Source organism: Dactylosporangium aurantiacum, from assembly GCF_000716715.1.
In the GTDB taxonomy this organism is placed as follows: Bacteria; Actinomycetota; Actinomycetes; order Mycobacteriales; family Micromonosporaceae; genus Dactylosporangium; species Dactylosporangium aurantiacum.
The window spans coordinates 185,703-203,850 of record NZ_JNYJ01000008.1 but is presented as its reverse complement, the minus strand read 5'-3'; the positions used below and the strand labels follow the sequence as shown (position 1 = coordinate 203,850).

General features: G+C 74.5%; 16 protein-coding genes. 14 read left to right on the top strand and 2 right to left on the bottom strand.

The genetic code is table 11. The features are described from left to right. The first annotated feature begins 72 nt into the window (after positions 1–72). From OP18_RS11915 to OP18_RS11865, 11 genes are all read left to right on the top strand, one after another. Complete coding sequence (locus tag OP18_RS11915) at positions 73–960, top strand: carbohydrate ABC transporter permease (protein WP_033358841.1); 888 nt, start codon at positions 73–75, stop codon at positions 958–960. Then, positions 957–1,793 (top strand): carbohydrate ABC transporter permease, encoded by an 837-nt coding sequence (locus OP18_RS11910; protein ID WP_033358840.1) that lies wholly within the window; start codon positions 957–959, stop codon positions 1,791–1,793. The genes OP18_RS11915 and OP18_RS11910 overlap by 4 nt, the downstream gene beginning before the upstream one ends. Next, positions 1,790–2,512 carry a GntR family transcriptional regulator gene (locus OP18_RS11905; protein ID WP_033358839.1) on the top strand — a complete coding sequence of 241 codons (723 nt, stop codon included), beginning with the start codon at positions 1,790–1,792 and terminating at the stop codon, positions 2,510–2,512. Before OP18_RS11910 ends, OP18_RS11905 begins: the two co-directional genes overlap by 4 nt. After that, complete coding sequence (locus tag OP18_RS11900) at positions 2,509–3,429, top strand: ROK family protein (protein ID WP_033358838.1); 921 nt, start codon at positions 2,509–2,511, stop codon at positions 3,427–3,429. The genes OP18_RS11905 and OP18_RS11900 overlap by 4 nt, the downstream gene beginning before the upstream one ends. Next, positions 3,426–4,907 (top strand): DUF4127 family protein, encoded by a 1,482-nt coding sequence (locus OP18_RS11895; protein WP_052386567.1) that lies wholly within the window; start codon positions 3,426–3,428, stop codon positions 4,905–4,907. Before OP18_RS11900 ends, OP18_RS11895 begins: the two co-directional genes overlap by 4 nt. Beyond that, positions 4,904–6,601, top strand: a complete 1,698-nt coding sequence (locus OP18_RS11890; RefSeq protein ID WP_081970657.1) for an FAD-dependent oxidoreductase — start codon at positions 4,904–4,906, stop codon at positions 6,599–6,601. Before OP18_RS11895 ends, OP18_RS11890 begins: the two co-directional genes overlap by 4 nt. Beyond that, positions 6,598–7,302: an N-acetylmannosamine-6-phosphate 2-epimerase gene (locus tag OP18_RS11885; RefSeq protein ID WP_033358837.1), complete on the top strand. Its 705-nt coding sequence runs from the start codon at positions 6,598–6,600 to the stop codon at positions 7,300–7,302. The genes OP18_RS11890 and OP18_RS11885 overlap by 4 nt, the downstream gene beginning before the upstream one ends. Further along, positions 7,299–9,782 (top strand): glycoside hydrolase family 38 N-terminal domain-containing protein, encoded by a 2,484-nt coding sequence (locus tag OP18_RS11880; protein ID WP_033358836.1) that lies wholly within the window; start codon positions 7,299–7,301, stop codon positions 9,780–9,782. Before OP18_RS11885 ends, OP18_RS11880 begins: the two co-directional genes overlap by 4 nt. Positions 9,783–9,829: 47 nt before the next feature. Beyond that, positions 9,830–10,666, top strand: a complete 837-nt coding sequence (locus OP18_RS11875) for an MEDS domain-containing protein (protein WP_156089449.1) — start codon at positions 9,830–9,832, stop codon at positions 10,664–10,666. Positions 10,667–10,674: 8 nt separating this feature from the next. Then, complete coding sequence (gene malQ / locus OP18_RS11870; RefSeq protein WP_063745488.1) at positions 10,675–12,369, top strand: 4-alpha-glucanotransferase; 1,695 nt, start codon at positions 10,675–10,677, stop codon at positions 12,367–12,369. An 88-nt stretch (positions 12,370–12,457) separates the two neighbouring features. Beyond that, entirely contained in the window at positions 12,458–13,837 is a 1,380-nt protein-coding gene (locus OP18_RS11865) for an SPFH domain-containing protein (RefSeq protein WP_033358834.1), read from the top strand. 40 nt (positions 13,838–13,877) lie between these two features. Here the strand turns inward: OP18_RS11865 and OP18_RS52315 are convergent, their stop codons facing one another. Beyond that, entirely contained in the window at positions 13,878–14,462 is a 585-nt protein-coding gene (locus tag OP18_RS52315) for a GNAT family N-acetyltransferase (protein WP_162189778.1), read from the bottom strand. A gap of 159 nt (positions 14,463–14,621) precedes the next feature. On the opposite strand from OP18_RS52315, the gene OP18_RS11855 reads away from it, so the two are divergent. Genes OP18_RS11855 through OP18_RS11845 form a run of 3 tightly spaced genes read left to right on the top strand, consistent with a single transcriptional unit; the run spans position 14,622 to position 16,395 of the window. Then, complete coding sequence (locus tag OP18_RS11855; protein ID WP_033358833.1) at positions 14,622–14,972, top strand: ArsR/SmtB family transcription factor; 351 nt, start codon at positions 14,622–14,624, stop codon at positions 14,970–14,972. Then, positions 14,956–15,831: an SRPBCC domain-containing protein gene (locus tag OP18_RS62305; RefSeq protein WP_081970655.1), complete on the top strand. Its 876-nt coding sequence runs from the start codon at positions 14,956–14,958 to the stop codon at positions 15,829–15,831. Before OP18_RS11855 ends, OP18_RS62305 begins: the two co-directional genes overlap by 17 nt. A gap of 48 nt (positions 15,832–15,879) precedes the next feature. Continuing rightward, the gene (locus OP18_RS11845; RefSeq protein WP_033358832.1) at positions 15,880–16,395 is read left to right on the top strand and encodes a HEAT repeat domain-containing protein; all 516 of its coding nucleotides are present in this window, start codon (positions 15,880–15,882) and stop codon (positions 16,393–16,395) included. A 35-nt stretch (positions 16,396–16,430) separates the two neighbouring features. On the opposite strand, the gene treZ is transcribed toward OP18_RS11845, so the two are convergent. Further along, on the bottom strand, positions 16,431–18,146 hold the full coding sequence (gene treZ / locus OP18_RS11840) for a malto-oligosyltrehalose trehalohydrolase (protein WP_033358831.1): 1,716 nt from the start codon (positions 18,144–18,146) through the stop codon (positions 16,431–16,433). Between the last annotated feature and the right edge of the window lie 2 nt (positions 18,147–18,148).

Sequence of the window (18,148 nt, the reverse complement as noted above, 5' to 3'; positions counted from 1 at the left end):
GAATCCGACGGTGGTGATCGTCCGGCCGGGACACCAGGTCCCGACCGGCCGATCCGGGAAGGACAAGTGCCGATGATCGGCCGACGCTGGTACGTGCCGTGGCTGTTCCTCGCCCCGGCGCTGGTGCTGGTCGCGGTGGTGTTGTGGGGCCCGCTGGCCAACACCGCCGTGCTCGCCTTCACCGACGCCCGGGCCCTGGGCGGCGGCCGGTTCAACGGCCTGGCGAACTTCACCCGCATCGGCACGGACGCCGACTTCTGGCAGGCGCTGATGAACACGGTGCTGTACCTGCTCGTCGTGGTGCCCGCGCTGGTCGTGCTGCCGCTGCTGCTGGCGACGCTCGTCTTCGCCAAGGTGCCCGGCATCGGCGCGTTCCGCGCCGTGTTCTACACCCCGGTCGTCGCGTCGATGGTCGTGGTCGGCCTCATCTTCAGCTGGCTGCTGCGCAGCGACGGCATCGTCAACGCGGTCCTGGTGCGCCTGCGAGTGGTCGCCGAGCCGCTGCCGTTCCTCACCGACAGCACGCTGCTGCTGGTCAGCTGCATGGCCGTGACGATCTGGAAAGGGCTCGGCTACTACATGGTCATCTACCTGGCCGCGCTGGCCAACGTGCCGTCCGACGTGATCGAGGCGGCGACCGTGGACGGCGCCGGGCCGGCCCGCCGGTTCTGGTCGATCACGGTGCCCACGGTCCGCCCGACCATGGTGCTGGTCGGCACCCTGGCAGCGATCTCGGCCGCCAAGGTGTTCGCGGAGATCTACGTCATGAGCGACGGCAGCGGCGGCCCCGGCGGTGACGCCAAATCCATGGTGTTCTACATCCGCGAGGTGGGCCTGGGCGTCGACGGCGAGATCGGATACGCGTCCGCCCTGAGCCTGGTGCTGCTCGCCGGCACGCTGGTCTTCTCCGCACTGAGCCTGCGGCTGCGCCGGCGCACCGGGGAAGGGGCGTCGGCATGAACCCCAGAGCACGGCTGTACACCGGCCGGGCCGGACGCTACCTGCTGCTGTGCGCCATGGTGGTGGTCAGCCTCGGGCCGTTCGTCTGGCAGTTGCTGACCTCGCTCAAAGGTGCCCAGGAGCCGATCTACGGCACGTCCGCGACCTGGCTGCCGCAACACCCGACGCTGGACAACTACGCCGCCGTGGCCGACACCGTGCCGGTGTGGCGGTACATCGCCAACTCCATGATCGTCGCCGTGACGAGCGTCGTCACGAACTGCCTGTTCGGGGCGATGGCCGGCTACGCCCTGGCCCGGATGCGCTTCCGTGGCCGCGGCGCGGTCCTCGCCGCCGTGTTGGCCGCCCTGGTGATCCCGTTCGAGGTCATCATGGTGAGCGTGTTCCTCACCGTCAAAGCCCTCGGCCTGGTCGACACGCTGCTCGGCGTCCTGTTGCCCGGCGCGGTCAGCGGCCTGTCCATCCTGGTACTGCGCACCGGGTTCCTCGCACTGCCGCGTGAGACGGAGGAGGCCGCCGTCATCGACGGTGCCGGGGAGTGGGCCCGGTTCTGGCGGATCGCCCTGCCCAGCGTCCGCGGATCCCTGGCGGTGGTCGCCGTGTTCAGCTTCCTGTTCGCGTGGGACGACTTCCTGTGGCCGTTGATCGTGTTGAAGGACCCCGACAACTACACCCTCACGATCGGGTTGCAGTACCTGTCCGGCACGTTCACCAACGACCAGCGGGTCATCGCGGCCGGCACCATGATCGCCGTCCTGCCGCTGATCGTGGTGTTCCTGCTGCTGCAGCGGCTGTTCTTCCGCGGTGTCGGTGAGGGCGGTGTCAAGGGATGACCTCGACGCAGGGGGAGCGCAAGCACGAGATCGTGTACCAGCGCCTGCTCACCGAGATCCAGCAGGTGCTGCAGCCGCACGACCCGTTGCCCAGCGAGCGGGAGCTGACCGCGCGGTACCAGATGTCCCGGGCGACGGTGCGCGAGGCGATGCGGCGACTGGAAGAAGAGGGGTGGGTGTACCGCCAGCAGGGTTCCGGGACCTATGTCGCCGACCCGGCCACGATCTCCAAGTCGCTGGCACTGACCTCGTTCAGCGAGGACATGCGCGCCCGGCGCCTCACACCAGGGTCGAAGCTGCTGTCCTGGCAGCGGATTCCCGCGACCGCGGAGGTGGCCCGCGACCTCGGCCTGTCCCCGGGCACGCCGGTGGTGTACGTGGAGCGGCTGCGGCTGGCCGACGGCAGCCCGATGTGCGTCGAGCAGGTCTGGATCCTCGCCACCGTCGTCGGCGACGTCGAGGAGTCCCGACTCGGCGGATCGCTGTACGAGACGCTCACCGAACGCGGCGCCGCCCCCCATCACGCGGACCAGATCATCGCCGCCACCGTCACCGACCCGGACCAGTCGGCGCTGCTGGGCGTGCCGCCGTTCTCGCCGGCGCTGCACGTCACCCGGGTCACCTTCGACGCCGCCGGCCGCGCCGTGGAGCGCGGCGAGTCGGTGTACCGGGCCGACCGCTACTCGTACCGCATCACCGTCACCCGGAGAACCGCATGAGCTGCGACCGTGTCGTCGCCGCGATCGACATCGGGGGCACCAAGACCGCTGTCGCGCTGGTGCGGCACGACCGGATGCTCGCCCGGACGCAGGCACCGACGCCGGCCCGGGACGGCGGCGCGGCGGTGCTGCGGCAGGCCGCGCACCTGCTGGACACGCTGCGCGACGGTGTTCCCGCGCCGGTGGCCTTCGGCGCCGCGGTGGCCGGCGTCGTCGACACCGACGGTGTCGTCCATTCGGCGACCGACGCCATCGACGGCTGGGACGGCACCGCCGTCACCGCGGCCCTGACGGCACTGACCGGACTGCCCGGCCGGACGATCAACGACGTGCACGCCTTCGTCCTCGGCGAGGCAGGGCACGGCGCGGCGGCCGGCCGGCGCGACGTGATCGGCGTCGCGGTCGGCACCGGTATCGGCGGAGGCATCATCAGCGGCGGCCGGCTCCTCACCGGCGCGCGCGGCGCCGCCGGCCACCTCGGTCACGTACCGGCCGGGCCGGCGGCCGGTCTGCCCTGCCCCTGCGGGGGCAGCGGGCACATCGAGGCCGTGGCGAGCGGGCCGGCGATGACCGCCCGCTACCGCGCCGGACGCCGGGCCACCGGTGCGGACGCCGAGCGCATGGACCTCCGGCACGTCGTGGCCGCCGCGGCGCACGGCGACCCGCTCGCGGCGACGATCCTGCGCGAGGCCGGCACGGCGCTCGGCACCGTCCTCGGCGGGCTCGTCAACACCTTCGACCCGGACGTGGTCGTCATCGGCGGCGGCGCCGCGGTGCCCGCGCTGCTGGCCGCCACCGTGCCGGCGGTCGCCGCCGCGGCGATGCCGATCCGCGCCGACGTCCCGGTCCTGCCAACCGCACTCGGCGGTGACGCCGCGCTCTTCGGCGCCGCGATCACCGCGCTGGAGCCATCATGATCACGATCGCGCTGGTGCCGCTCGACGAGCGGCCCGTCTGCCGCACCCTGCCGGCCCTGATCGCCGCGGTGGCCGGCGCCCGCGTGTGCGGCCCGCCGCCGCGGGCGCTGCCGGCGAAACGGCAGCCGGGCGACGCCGACGCGATCGCCGGCTGGCTGCGCACCACACGCGCCGACGCCGCGGTGGTCAGCCTGGAGACCCTGGCCCACGGGGGCCTCATCGCCTCCCGGCTCAGTCAGGAGCCCGTCACCGCCGCCCTGGCGCGGTGGCGCGTGCTGGGCGAGCTGCCGCAGCCGGTGCACGCGGCAACGGTGGTGCAGCGCACGCCCGACGCCGACGACGCCGGCGAGGAGCCCGGTTACTGGGCCACCAGCGGTCGCGCGCTGCACCGCTACTCGGCCGCGCTGCACCGCACGCTGCGCGACGGCGCCGCCGCACCGGACCCCGCGACGGTGCCGGCGGCGGCCCGCCAGGACTTCCTGCGCCGCCGGCACCGCAACCACCTGCTCAACCAGCACGCGCTGGGCCTGGCCGCCGACGGCACCCTGCGCACCCTGGTGATCGGCGCCGACGACTCCGCCGTCGACGCGGTCGGCACCGCGGAGTGGCAGTGGTTGCGCGCCTGGGCCGGCTGGCTGGAGCCGCGCGGCACCGTGCTGTCCCATCCGGGCGCCGACGAGACCGGTGCCGTCCTCGTCGCCCGGGCCCTGGCACAGACGGCGGACGTCGCACCGGACGTCGCGGTGGTCTGCGCCGACCCGGCGAAGCTGTCGCTCATCGCCCCCTACGAGCCCGTGCCCGTCGGCGTCGGTGCCATGAGCCAGCTCGCCGCCGCGGGCGCCCGACCCGGCCTGGCCGCGTCGTCGACGCCACCGGACGCCCCGGCGGTCCTGGTCGTGCACCCGCCCCGGCCCGGCGGCGCGGACTGGGCGGTCAACCCGCCGGCCGCGCCCGACCCGGGCGCCGCCGCGGCCACCGCGGTGCTGATCGAGCGGCTGCTCACCGCCGGCAAGACCGTCGCGGTCGCCGACTGCGCCACACCGAACGGCGCCGATCCCGCGCTGCTGGCCGCGCTCGTCGAGCGGAACCTGCTGCCACGCCTCGCCGGGTACGCCGGGTGGAACACGGCCGGCAACACCCTCGGCAGCGCCGCGGCGCACCTGACCGCCTACCTCGTCGGCACCGCCACCGGCACGTTGGACCGGCGGGCGCACGAGCGGCTGCTGGCCCACCGGATCGCCGAGGACCACGCCTACATGTCGCACGGCCGGGCCGTCATCCGCGCCGAGCTCGGCACCGATCCGACCCGCCACGACGAGGTCGCGCCCGGCGCCGGCGTCGAGGAACGCATCGAGCGCCTCGTCACCGCGCGCTGGCGGCAGCTCGACCCGCTGCCGGGCTGGCGGGTGCGGCCCGGCAGCGTCGCCCTGCCGTGGGGGCGCACCTTCGAAATCGACATCGACGTGGAGCAGCAATGACATCGCAAGCAGACGTCGTCGTGGTCGGCGGCGGCCTCGGCGGCGTGGCCGCGGCGATCGCCGCCGCGCGCGCCGGCATGACCGTGATCCTGACCGAGGAGCTCGACCGCGTCGGGGGCCAGCTCACCACGCAGCTCGTCAGCGCGCTCGACGAGCACCCCCACGTCGAGACCTTCGGCGTGTCGGCGGCCTACCGGCAGTTGCGTGACCGGATCCGTGCGGCCTGCGGGGGAGCGGCCAACCCCGGCGACGGCTGGGTCAGCCGGCTGTGCTTCCCGCCCGCCGTCGGGCAGCGTGTCCTCGACGCGCTGCTCGCCGAGCACGGCGTGCAGGTCCGGTTGCACAGCGCACCGCAGACGGTGACCGTCGACGGCGACACCGTCACGGCCGTCACGTTCACCGACGGCACCCGGCTGACCGCCCCCGTGTTCATCGACGCCACCGAACGCGGCGACCTGCTGCCGCTGGCCGGCGAGCACTGGAGCGTCGGCTCCGAGGGCACCGACGCGCACGGCGAGCCGTTCGCCGTCCCCGGCGGGCCGGCTCCCCAGGCCCAGCAGTCGTTCACCTGGTGCGCGCTGCTGACCTACCACCCCGACCGGGACGGCGACGACCCCGGCCCGGCCCCGGCCCGGTACGACGAGCTGCGGCAGCACTGCGGTCTCGACATCGCCGGCTGGGACGGCGGCGTGCACCGCTACCGGATGTTCACCGACGGCCCCGACGGCAAACCACCGTTCTGGACCTACCGGCGACTCCGGACCGGGACACCGGAGCTGATCGTGCTCAACTGGGCCAGCAACGACTGCGCCGGCTACGACCCCATCGGTGACGGACACACCGCCGAGCGGGCCGGCCGGGAGCTGACCGCCGCGTTCATCCACTGGCTGCGCACCGAAGCCCCACGGGAGGACGGCGGGCGCGGCTACCCGGGTCTGCGGCTCGCCGCGGCCGACGCCGGCACCGTCGACGGCTACGCCGCCGCCCCGTATCTGCGCGAGTCGCGCCGGCTGCGCAACGACCGGCCGGTGACCGGTCACGACCTGCTCCCGGTCCCCGGCCGGGCACGGGCCCGTCACCTGCCGGGCTCCGTCGGCGTCGCCTGGTATCACATCGACCTGCACGAGCGCACCGGTCACCCGGCCCCCGTCTACCAGCCGACCGCACCGTTCACGATCCCGGCCCACGCGCTCGTCGGCCGCGTCGGCAACCTGCTCATGGGCGCCAAGAACCTCGCCGCGACGCAGATCGCCGCGGCCGCGTACCGGGTGCACCACGGCGAGTGGGCGGTCGGGGAGGCGGCCGGCGCGCTCGCCGCCGTCGCCTGCGCCACGAACCGGACCGCCCGCGACGTGGTCGACACACCGGCGCTGCTCGTCACGGCGCAGCTCGCCCTCGCCCGGCACGCGGTGCCGCTCGCCTGGATCGCCGACGTCGCCGCCGACGACCCGCTGTTCCCGGCGGCCCACCTGCTGGCCGCCCACGGCGCGTTGGAGGCGGACCTCGCCGCCGACCTGCGACTGCGTCCGGACGAAACGCCCGGCACCGCCGACCTGGCGGCATTGCACGGCGCCGCCGCCACCGTGCGGGACAGCCTCGGCCTGCCCGGGCCGGCAGTGGCACCGGCACCGGCAGCGGCAGCGACGTCGACGTGGCGCGAGCACGCGACAGCGGCCCTGGCGGTGCCCCGGTGAGGCCGGCGACCGCCGGCGCGGCGCTGCTCACCGCACTGCGCGGCGGACTCGTCGTCTCCTGCCAGGCCGAGCCGGGCGAACCGCTCGACGCGCCGATCCACATGACGGCCATGGCGCTGGCCGCCCGCGCCGGCGGTGCCGTCGGTGTCCGGGCCAAGGGCCTGGCCGAGATCGCCGCGATCCGGGCCGCCGCCGCGGACCTGCCGCTCATCGGCCTGGTCAAGCGCGGCCGGCACGGGGTCTACATCACGCCCACCGTCGACGACGCGATCGCCGTCGCCGAGGCCGGGGCCGACATCGTGGCCATCGACGGCACCGACCGGCACCGACCCGACGGGCGCACGCTCGCCGAGACCGTCGCCGCGATCCGGCACCGCAGCGGCGTAATGATCATGGCGGACGTCGCTTCCGAGGCCCAGGCGCTGGCCGCGCAGGACGCCGGCGTGGACATCGTCAGCACCACCCTGGCCGGCTACACCGAGCCCGACCCGCCGCCGCCCGGGCCGGACCTCGCCCTCGTCGCCCGGCTCGCACGCACGCTGAGCGTCCCGTTCGCCGCGGAGGGCCGCTTCGCCACCCCGCAGCAGTGCGCCGAGGCGCTGCGCCTCGGTGCCCACACCGTCGTGGTCGGCACCGCGATCACCCGTCCGTCGTCCATCACCGCCCGGTTCGCCGCCGCACTGCGCCAGGAGCACCCGTGACCTCGAACCTGCACGTCGTCCACCACGTCCACTGGGACCGCGAGTGGTACCGGCCGATGGAGGCCTTCCGCGCCCGGCTGGTCGAGCTCGTCGAACAGGTCTGCGACGCGCTGGACGAGCGGCGGATCCCGTCCTTCCACCTGGACGGGCAGACGATCACCGTCACCGATGTCGAGGCGGTGCACCCGACCCTGGCCGAACGCGTCCGCGACCATGCCCGCGCCGGCCGGCTGTCGATCGGCCCGTGGCACGTGCTGGCCGACAACCAGCTCGTCTCCGGCGAGAACCTGATCCGCAACCTGCTCACCGCCCGGCGGGCCGCCGCCGGCGCGGGACTGGCGACGGTGGGATACTGCCCGGACTCGTTCGGCCACCCCGCCGACCTGCCGCGCATCCTGCGCGGCTTCGGCCTCGACACCGCGCTCGTCTGGCGCGGCGCCCCACCGCAGCACGCCCGGTTCCGCTGGCGATCCCCGGACGGCTCGGAGGTCTACGCCGTCAACCAGTGCTACTACGAGCCCGACGTGCTGTGGCACGAGGACGGCATGGCCGAGCGGATCGCCGCCTACGCCGCCCAGCAGCGGCAACGTGTCGGCGGCGGCCCCCAGCTGCTGCTCAACGGCGCCGACCACCTCGCTCCCGCGGTACACCGCACGGACCCGGCGCTCACGCACAGCAGCCTCGCGGCGTTCTTCGCCGATCCCGGCCACGACCGCGACACGGCACCCGTCGTCGACGGCGAACTGCGCTATCCGGGTGGCTGGCTGACCTTCCTGCTGCCCGGCACGCTCTCCTCGCGCCTGTACCTCAAGCAGGCCAACGTCGCGGTGCAGACCCTGCTGGAGACCTGGGTGGAGCCGTACCTGGCGCTGACCGGACCGACCCCGGCCACCACCGGAGCCCTGCGTCACGCGTGGGACCTGGTGCTGGCCAACAGCCCGCACGACTCGATCTGCGGCTGTTCGGTCGACGAGGTCCACCGCGAGAACGAGGTCCGCTTCGCCCGCGCCACCCAGACGGGTGAACACCTGCTGGAGCGTTCGCTGCAACGGCTCGGCCTGGACACCCGGCTGTACGGCGCGCCGTCAGCCGACGCCCTCGCCGTCGTCGTGGCCAACCCCCACCCGCGCCCCGTGCGGGGACCGGTCGAGCTGGAGGTGTACAGCGCACCCGGGCGCCACGTGGTCGGGCTGCGCGACAGCGACGGTCGCGACGTGCCGTTCGAGACCGGTGCGTCCCAGGACACCCCGTTGTTCTGCGCCGACGTCGACCTGCCGCCCGACACGAAGCCGGCGACCCGGCACCGGCTCGCGTTCGTCGCCGACGTCGGCCCCAGCGGCCGGCGCGGCTACCAGGTCCTGCTCGGCGACGCGCCGGCCGGGCCGGGCGCCACGTTCGAGCACCCGTGGCGGGTCGAGGTCGCCGCCGACGCGTCGTTCACGCTGACCGACACCGGGACCGGCCGGATCCTGGCGGGCCTGGGCCGCCTCGTCGACGGCGGCGACGCCGGCGACACGTACAACTACGACCCGCCACGCGACGACCTCGAGGTCATGCCACAGGTCCGTGCGGTGCGCGAAACCGCCACCGCCGTGCGCCGCACCTGGCACGTCGACGCCGACCTCGACCTGCCGGGCGGCCTGACCGCCGATCGGCAGGCCCGGGCCGCCGACACGGTGCGGGTGCCGATCCGGCTCACCCTCACCCTGTGGCGCGGCATCGACCGCGTCGACTGGCACCTGTCCTTCACCAACGCCGCCGAGGACCACCGGCTTCGCGCGCACTTCCCGGCCGAACCCGCCGACGCGTGGAGCGCCGACACCCACTTCTCCGTCCTGCGCCGACCGTTGAGCGCCCCGCTCGGGCCCCTGCCCACGCAGCGCGCCCACGAAGCCGAGTGCGGCGTCGCGCCGGTCCACACCTGGGCCGCCACCGGCGGGCTCGGCCTGCTCGTCGCCGGCCTGCCCGAGGTGCAGGGCCTGCTGCCGGCCACCCGCCCCGAGCTCGCCGTCACGGTGCTGCGCGCCACCGGCTGGCTGTCCCGGCCGGACCTGCGGTCACGGACCACCGGCGCCGGACCGCAACTGCCCACGCCCGAAGCGCAGTGCCTGCGGGACGTCCACGCCGCCGTCGGCGTCGTCCTGGCCACCGGCGAGCGGCAGATGGCGGACGCGGCCGCGCTGCACCGTGCGCCGTTGCGCGCCTGGCAGCTGCGCTTCGGCGCCGCCGTGCCGGCCGACACCACCGGCATGGCGGTGACCGGCGCGACCGTCACCGCGGTGAAGCCGGCCGAGGACGGCGACGGCGTCGTCGTGCGCCTGGCGAACCCGACCGGCGCGGCGACGGTGGCGACGGTGACCGGCGTCGCCGCCTCGGACTGGAGCGAGTGCACCATGGGCGAGACCCCGTGCGGCACGCAGGTCGACCCGGCCGCCGTGGCCCTCGGCCCCTACGCCGTTCGGTCACTGCGGCTGCGCTGAACAAAGCACTACTAGCCCCGCATCGGGTTTCTCCATACGCTGAGGAGGTGTCGGAGGGGCGCGAGGATCGATCATGGCGACTGGGCGACCACGTCAGCGCCATGTACTCCGCCGACGACGAGTGCCGTGACCTGCTCACCCGCTACGTCCGGGCCGGGGTCCGCCCCGGCCAGCGGGTCGCGGTCTTCCTCGACGCCGACGACGCGGACCTGGCCCGGCACCTGACCGCCGCCGCCCCCGCCGCCGCGCCCGGGCAGCTGGTCATCACCCGGTACGGCACCGGCGGGTTCGACCTGACGGCGCGGACCGGCCCGGCCCTCGTCGAGCGGATGCTCGACGGCATGGCCGCCATGCGCGAGCAGGCGGCCGGCGACGGGTACGGGGGGCTGTTCCTCGCCGGGAAGATGACGTGGGCGCTGCGCGCCGGCCTCGGCGCCGACGAGCTGGTGCGCTACGAGGCGGCCGCGAACCGGTTCTTCGGCGACGCCCGGGTCGCCGGGCTGTGCCTGTACGACCGCCGCCGCTTCACCAAGGACGCCCTCACCGCCATCGCCGCGGTCCACCCCGGCCCGCTGCTGCGCTTCACCGTCGGCGGCTGGGGTGCCCACCTGCGGCTGTCCGGCGAGCTCGACGCCTCCAACGCCGCCGCCCTGCCGTCCATCCTCGACATCGTCGCCGGCGCCGACAGCACCGTCCTGCTCGACGCCAGCGAGCTGCGCTTCCTCGACGCCGCCGGGGCCGGCACCATCGTCCGGTTCGCCGCGTCGCGCCCCCACCGCAGCACCGTCGTGCGCTGCACCCGCGGCGTGCGGCAGACGCTGCACCTCGTCGGCGCCGACACCGTGCCGAGTCTCGTGCTTCGCGACCAGGTCAGCGGGGTATGACTGGACCCGTGCCAGGCTTCCACCGCGGTGTCGCGACCTATTACGAGACCTCCGACGGCCGACGCGTCGACATCGACCCCGCCGTCGTGCGGACGGTGCTGTCGCTGCTCGGCCCGCCCGCGAACCCACCCGCCGCCGCGCCGGTCCAACCGGCCGGCCCGCTGCCCGAGGTGCCGCGCACCTGGGGGTGGATGCTGCAGCTGTACGGGCTGCGCTCGGCCGGCTCGTGGGGCGTCGGCGACTTCGCCGACCTCGCCGCGTTCACCCGCTGGGCGAAGTCGACCGGCGCCGGGGCGATCCTCGTCAACCCGCTGCACGCGGTCGCGCCCGTCGACCCGCTGCCGGCCTCGCCGTACTCGCCGTCGTCGCGGCGGTTCGTCAACCCGCTCTACCTGCGCGTCACCGACCTGCCCGAGTACCGCGACGCCACCGCCGCCGTGCGCGCCGCCGTCGACGCGCTGCGCCCCGCCCCCGCCGCCGACGGCCTCATCGACTACGACGGCGTGTGGCGGGCCAAACGCGCCGCGCTCACCCTGCTGTGCCCCGCCGGTGCCGCCCGGGTGCCGGCGGAGCGCTCGGACCTCACCGACTTCGCCGTCTACTGCGCGCTCGTCGGCGACCACGGCCCCGACTGGCGGACCTGGCCCGCCGAGCTGCGCCGCCCCGGACCCGCCGCCTACGCCGTCGCCGACCCGGCCGCCGTCGCGTTCCACACGTGGCTGCAGCGGCGCTGCGCCGAGCAGCTCGCCGCCGCGAACGCCGCCGCCGACGGCATGAGCGTCGGCATCATCCACGACCTCGCCGTCGGCATCGACCCCGGCGGCGCCGACGCCTGGACCCTGCAGGACGTCATCGCCGCCGGCGCGAAGGTCGGCGCGCCACCCGACGCGTTCAACCAGCAGGGTCAGGACTGGGGCCTGGCCACGTGGAGCCCCGACCGGCTCGCCGACACCGGCTACGCCGCCTGGCGGACCCTGCTGCGGGACATCTTCCGCCACGCCGGCGGGCTGCGCGTCGACCACGTCGCCGGGCTGTGGCGGCTGTGGTGGGTGCCGCCCGGCCAGAGCCCGGCGCGGGGCACGTACGTCTACTACGACGACGCGGCCATGCTCGGCATCCTCGTCGAGGAGGCGAAGCTCGCCGGCGCCGTCGTCGTCGGCGAGGACCTCGGCACCGTCGAGGAGGTCGTCACCACGACCCTGCAGGACCGCAACATTCTCGGCTCGGCCGTGCTGTGGTTCACCCGCGACGACGACGGCCGGTTCCTGCCGCCCGGCGACTGGCCCGACAACGCGATGGCCAGCATCTCCACCCACGACCTGCCGACCGCCGCCGGGTTCCTGTCCGGCGAGCACGTCCTGGCCCGGGCCGAGGCAGGCGTCCTCACCCGGGACGTCAAGGTCGAGTGGGCCACCGCGACCGCCGACCGCACCGCCCTGCTCGACCTGCTCGACGCCGAGGGGCTCACCGGCCCCGACAGCACCGACGAGGAGATCGTCCTGGCGATGCACCAGCTGCTGCTGCGCACCCCCTGCCGGATCGTGCTCGCCTCCCCGTACGACGTGCTCGGCGAGGTCCGCCAGCCGAACCTGCCGGGGACGACCACGCAGTACCCGAACTGGCGGGTGCCGCTGCCGCTGACGCTGGAGGACCTGACCACCGACGCGCGGATGAAACAGATCGCGGACCTGTTCAACGCCTGACCGCTCGTTCGATGGCCGCCCCTTGACGGGGGCGGCCAAGATGGTGCCCGGAATCCCACAGTGAGTCCCACGGTCAGGGAGCGGGCGGATGTCGTCGAGCGGGAACCAGTACCTGCAGCAGGTCGTCGCACAACAGGAACGCCTCGAGGCGGACCTGCGCTCCAAACGCAGCGCCCCGGCCCCGGCCGCGCAGGCGCCCGCCCCGGGCGGGCCGACCCGCGGCCGGGACCGGCAGCAGGCGGCCCAGCCCGCGCCGAACGCGGTCGAGGTCCGGGTCACCGGGATCGGCCGGTGGAAGACCGTGATCGTCCCGCCGAACGCGTTCGTCGTGCACACCCGCCGCGGCCGCAGCGAACCCCTGCACGTCGGGCTCGGCGTGTCGTTCCGGTACAACCCGGCGACCGACTCGTATCTCGTCGTGCCCGGCGCGATGCAGACCATCCTCATCAACGCCTTCTGCATCTGCCGCGAACTGCAGGGCGTCCTCGTCCAGGCGTACGTGCAGTGGATCATCGAGGACTTCTCCACCGCGTACCGCAAACTCGACTTCGGCGACGCCGAGGACCCGATGCGACTGGTCAACCTGCAGCTCAAGGAGCAGGCCGAGGCCGCCATCAAGGACAAGGTCGCCACCCTCGGCGTCAGCGACGTCCTCAGCGACAAGCAGCCGATCATCGAGGAGCTCACCGCCCGCCTGCGCGCCGTCGCCGAGGGCACCTCCGCCGACGCCGCCGCCAACACCTCGGCCGGCCTCGGCCTGCGCATCGTCACCGTGCAGATCAAGGAGGCCGTGGTCAGCTCGGCGCGGCTGTGGGAGAACCTGCAGAAGCCGTACCGCTCCGAGCAGGGCCGCATCGCCCGCCTCGCCGAGCTCGCCGCCGACGAGGCGATCGGCGCCCGCGAGCTGGCCGCGTCCCGGCTGCGCCAGACCCAGCAGATCGAGAGCGACCGGGAGCTCGCCGAGCTGCGCGCCCGCAACGCCGCGCTGCAGTTCGACCAGGAGGCCGGCGAGCAGCTGCGCCGCTCGCAGCGGCAGGAGGAGGACAGCCGGGCCCTCGCCGACCTGCAGGACGCCACGACCCGCCACGCGATGGCCCTGGAGCGGCAGCGGGCCGCCGAGGAGGCCGAGATCGGCCGGCTGCGCATCGAACGCGAGACCGAGCTGCGCCGCCTCACCGTCGACGGCGAACTGGCCGTGGAGGCCGCCCGCGCCCGCGCCGCCCACGACCGCGCGCTGCTGGACCTGGAACGCGAACGCCTGCGCGCCGACATCGACAACACCCAGTCCGCCGAGGCCATCCAGGCCAAGCTCGTCGACGCCCTGCCCGAGATCGTGGCGAAGCTGCCGAAGCCCGCGGAGCTGCGCGCCGTCACCATCGGCGGCAACGACACCAGCACCATCGGCGGCCTCCTCGCCGAGCTGGCCGGCGTCGTCGGCGCCCTGCAGGCGACGCTGAAGAAGCCGTAGCCGGGCCGGACCCGGGGTCAGGTGCCAGGAAGCCCGGGGGCTACTCGGCCGGGGTGAACGGCTGCTTGCACCGGCGCCGCGCGGTCGGGTCCAGGCGCCGCCACTGGATCGTCGCCATGCTGCGGCCGTCGGGCAGCGTGTGCATGGAGATGCCCTCCAGCGGCAGGAAGCCGGCCGAGGCCAGCCAGCGGCGGCTGGCCTCGTTGTCGGTCTCGCAGCGGGCGCGCAGCTCGACGATGCCGAAGTGCTGGTGCGCGAACGCGCAGACGAGGTCGAGCGCCTCCCGGCCGAACCCGAACCGCCGGAACGCCGGGTGGACGAGCCCGCCGACCTCCATGAACCCGTTACCGGCCCGGCCGAACCCGACGCTGGCGACGGCGACCCCGGTCTGCGGGTCACGGCCGACGAACTCGGCGCCCGTGTCGGCGATCACCATGGGGTCGGTCTCGTCGCGGTCGACCACGGGGCCGTCCTCGCCCCAGCCGAGCCGGAACCTGGCCTCGGCGTCGGCGAGGTCCGCCCACACGTCGACCAGCTCCTGCCGCCGGGGGACGGTGAGCTCCAGCCGCGCCGACCGGACGCTGTGGAACCCCCCGAAGCCGCACTTGAAAGCGGACGCCGCCACGTGGCCGAACATCCCCGTGAGGCTACCCGACCGCCCGGTCCTTGAGCTCACCCGGCGAAGACGCGCCCGGGACCGAGCCGCGCCGGACCCGCTTGACGACCCGTACGCCGGCACGCTTAAATAACCGATAGGTTAGATAACCAAGTGGTGAGGTAACGGATGGTCACCGATCAGCTCAGTGTCACCTTCGCGGCGCTCGCCGACCCGACCCGGCGCGCGATCCTCGCCCGGCTCACCCGCGGCGAGGCGACCGTGAAGGAGCTGTCCGCGCCCTTCGCCATGAGCGGCCCGGCGATCTCCAAGCACCTGCGGGTGCTGGAGCAGGCCGGCCTGATCAGCCGCGGCCGCGAGGCGCAGTGGCGCCCCTGCCGGCTGGAGGCGGCACCCATGCGCGCGGTGACGGAGTTCGCCGAGCAGTACCGGCGGTTCTGGGACGAGAACTACGCCCGACTCGACAGCTACCTCAAGACCCTGCAACAGAAGGACGGCACCGATGAGCCTGATGCATGAGCCCGGCGTCACCACGTTCGAGCTGCCCAGCGACACCGACATCCAGATCCGGCGCACCGTCGCCGCGCCCCGCGCCCTGGTCTTCGACTGCTACACCAAGCCCGAGCACCTGCCCAACTGGATGGCCGGCCCGCCCGGCTGGCGCATGGACGTCTGCGAGATCGACCTGCGCCCCGGCGGCGCGTTCCGCTACGTGCTGCGCGGCGACGGCGACGCCGAGCTGGTGCTGACCGGCACCTACCAGGAGATCGACCGCCCGCTGCGGGTCGTCAGCACCGAGACGTGGGGACCCGGCTGGCCGGAGACGCTCAACACGCTGACCCTGACCGCGTTCGGCAGCCACACGATGATCACCACGCTGGTGCGGTACCCGTCGAAGGAGGCCCGCGACGCCGCCCTGCAGTCGGGGATGAAGGAGGGCCTGGAGGCCGGCTTCGGCACCCTCGAGACGTACCTGGCGGGCGTGGAGCTGCCGCCGGTGCCCGACATGCGCCTCGAGCTCGTCCCGGTGCCCGTCGCCGACGTCGACCGCGCGCTCGCCTTCTACGTGGACCTGCTCGGCTTCCACCTCGACCACGACGTCCAGCCCGGCACCGGCGCCCGCGTCACCCAGCTGACCCCGCCCGGCTCCGCGTGCTCGATCGTGCTGTACAAGGACCTGCCGGGCCTCGACCTGCCCCCGGGCACGCTGCGCGGCCTGCACCTCGTCGTCGCCGACATCCACAAGTCCCGGGAGCTGCTGCTGGCCCGCGGGGTGCCGATGGGCGCCGTCGACGACCTCGGCGGCATCCTGTACGCCCACTTCGCCGACCCCGACGGCAACACGTGGCTGCTGCAGGAGATCCCGCCCCGCGCCTGACCGGATCGCGACGCGTCCGCCGGCGGTGCCCCCGGGTACCGTCGGCGGATGGCCCGCACGCTGCGCGACCTCCTGCACGCCATGGACGCCGTGTGCGACTGCGCCGACCCCGTGGTCGACGAGATCGAGGCCCTGGTCGCCGCCGACCCCGCGGGCAGCCGCCGGCACATCCTCGCCCACCCGGGCAGCCCGCTGACCCGCCTGTGGGCGCTCGGCCTCACCGCCGACCCCGCCGACCTCGACGAGCTGACCGCCACCGCGCTCCAGCCGCCCACCCCGACGGGCGACGGCGGCGGCGACCAAGACCAGCGAGCCGACGCGGGCGACCGAGCCCTGCGGCACACCGCCCTGGTGGCGCTCGGCAACCAGCCCGACCGGGCCCGCGTCGACGCCGTCGCCCGGTCCCTGCTCACCGACCCCGACCCGGGGATCCGCGCCGCGGCCGCCGGGATCGTCGGCTTCCTCGCCCGGCCCGGCGCCGCCGACGCGCTGCGCCCCCTCGCCGCCGACCCGGACCCGGGCGTGCGGACGCAGGTCACCTGGCGGCTGCGCCGGCTCGCCTAGGCCGCACCGGACCCACCGGGCGGGGCCGAGCGACGTCAGATGACCGCGGCGGACTCCGGGGGCAACGTCAGGGTGTCGGCCTGCAGGAGCACCGTGTCGTCGGTGCTGAAGAGCAGGCAGTCCGCCGACAGGGGCACCGTGCGCGGGTCGCCGGTGAGGTTGGCGACCACCACGTGCGGCCCGCGGCGGATCAGCAGCACCCCGTCGTCGTGGGTGACCTCGACCAGGTCCAGGCGCGGGTCGGCGAGGGCCGGGTGGCGTTTGCGCAGCGCGATCAGCGACCGGTACACCGACAGCATCGCCGGGTCCTGGGCGGACCAGTCCAGGTGGGAGCGTTCGAAGGTGGCCGGGTCCTGCGGGTCGGGCACGTCGCCGGGTGGCCAGCCGTGCTCGGCGAACTCGGCGCGGCGGCCCTCCCGGACGGCGCCGGCGAGCTCCGGCTCGGGGTGGCTGGTGAAGAACTGCCACGGGGTGCGGGCGGCGAACTCCTCGCCCATGAACAGCATCGGGGTGAAGGGCGACGTGAGCAGCAGCGTCGCGCCGACCTTCAGCAGGCCGGGGGACAGCACCTCGGTGAGCCGGTCACCGACCGCGCGGTTGCCGATCTGGTCGTGGTTCTGCAGGCAGACCACGAAGCGGTGGCCGGGGATGCGGCGGGTGTCGACCGGGCGGCCGTGCCGGCGCCGGCGGAACGAGGACCAGGTGCCGTCGTGGAAGAACGCCGACGTCCACACCTTGGCGAAGCAGGCGGGGGAGCCGAAGTCGCCGTAGTACCCCTGCCGCTCGCCGGTGAGCAGCGCGTGCAGCGCGTGGTGGACGTCGTCGTCCCACTGGGCGTGCAGGCCGTAGCCGCCGCCCTCCTGGGCGGTGACCAGCCGGGCGTCGTTGAGGTCGGACTCGGCGATCAGCGACAGGGGCCGGCCGACGGCGGTCGACAGGGCGTCGACCTCGACCGCGAGCTCCTCCAGCAGGTGCGTGGCGCCGCGGTCGACGAGGGCGTGCACGGCGTCCAGGCGCAGGCCGTCGGCGTGGTAGTCGCGCAGCCACTGCAGGGCGCTGTCGATGATGAACGCGCGGACCTCGCCGGAGTCGGCCTCGTCGAGGTTCAGCGACCGGCCCCACGTGTTCGCGCCGGCCGACAGGTACGGGCCGAACGCCGGGGTGTACGCGCCGGACGGCCCGAAGTGGTTGTAGACCGCGTCGATGATCACGCCCAGCCCGTGCGCGTGGGCGGCGTCGACGAAGCGTTTCAGGCCGTCGGGGCCGCCGTAGGACTCCTGCACGGCGTGCCAGCCGACGCCGTCGTAGCCCCAGTTCCACTCGCCGTTGAACGTGTTGACCGGCAGCAGCTCGACCAGGTCGACGCCGAGGTCACGCAGGTAGGGCAGCTTCTCGATCGCCGAGTCGAACGTGCCGCCGGGGGTGAACGTGCCCACGTGCAGCTCGTAGATGACGCTGCCGGGCAGCTGGCGCCCGGTCCAGCCGCCGTCGTTCCAGGTGTACCGGTCGTGCTCGTACACCTGGCTGAGACCGTGCACGCCGTGCGGCTGCCGGCGCGAGCGCGGGTCGGGCAGCACCTGAGGGCCGCCGGAGCCGTCGTCGAGGACGAACCCGTACTCGGTGCCGTGGCCGGCGTCGGGCAGCGTCAGCGTCCACCAGCCGCCCGTGTCGGGCGACATGGGCAGGGTCGACCCGCCGGTGGCCAGGCCGACGGTGTCCGCCGCCGGGGCCCAGACGCGGAACTCGTGCACGA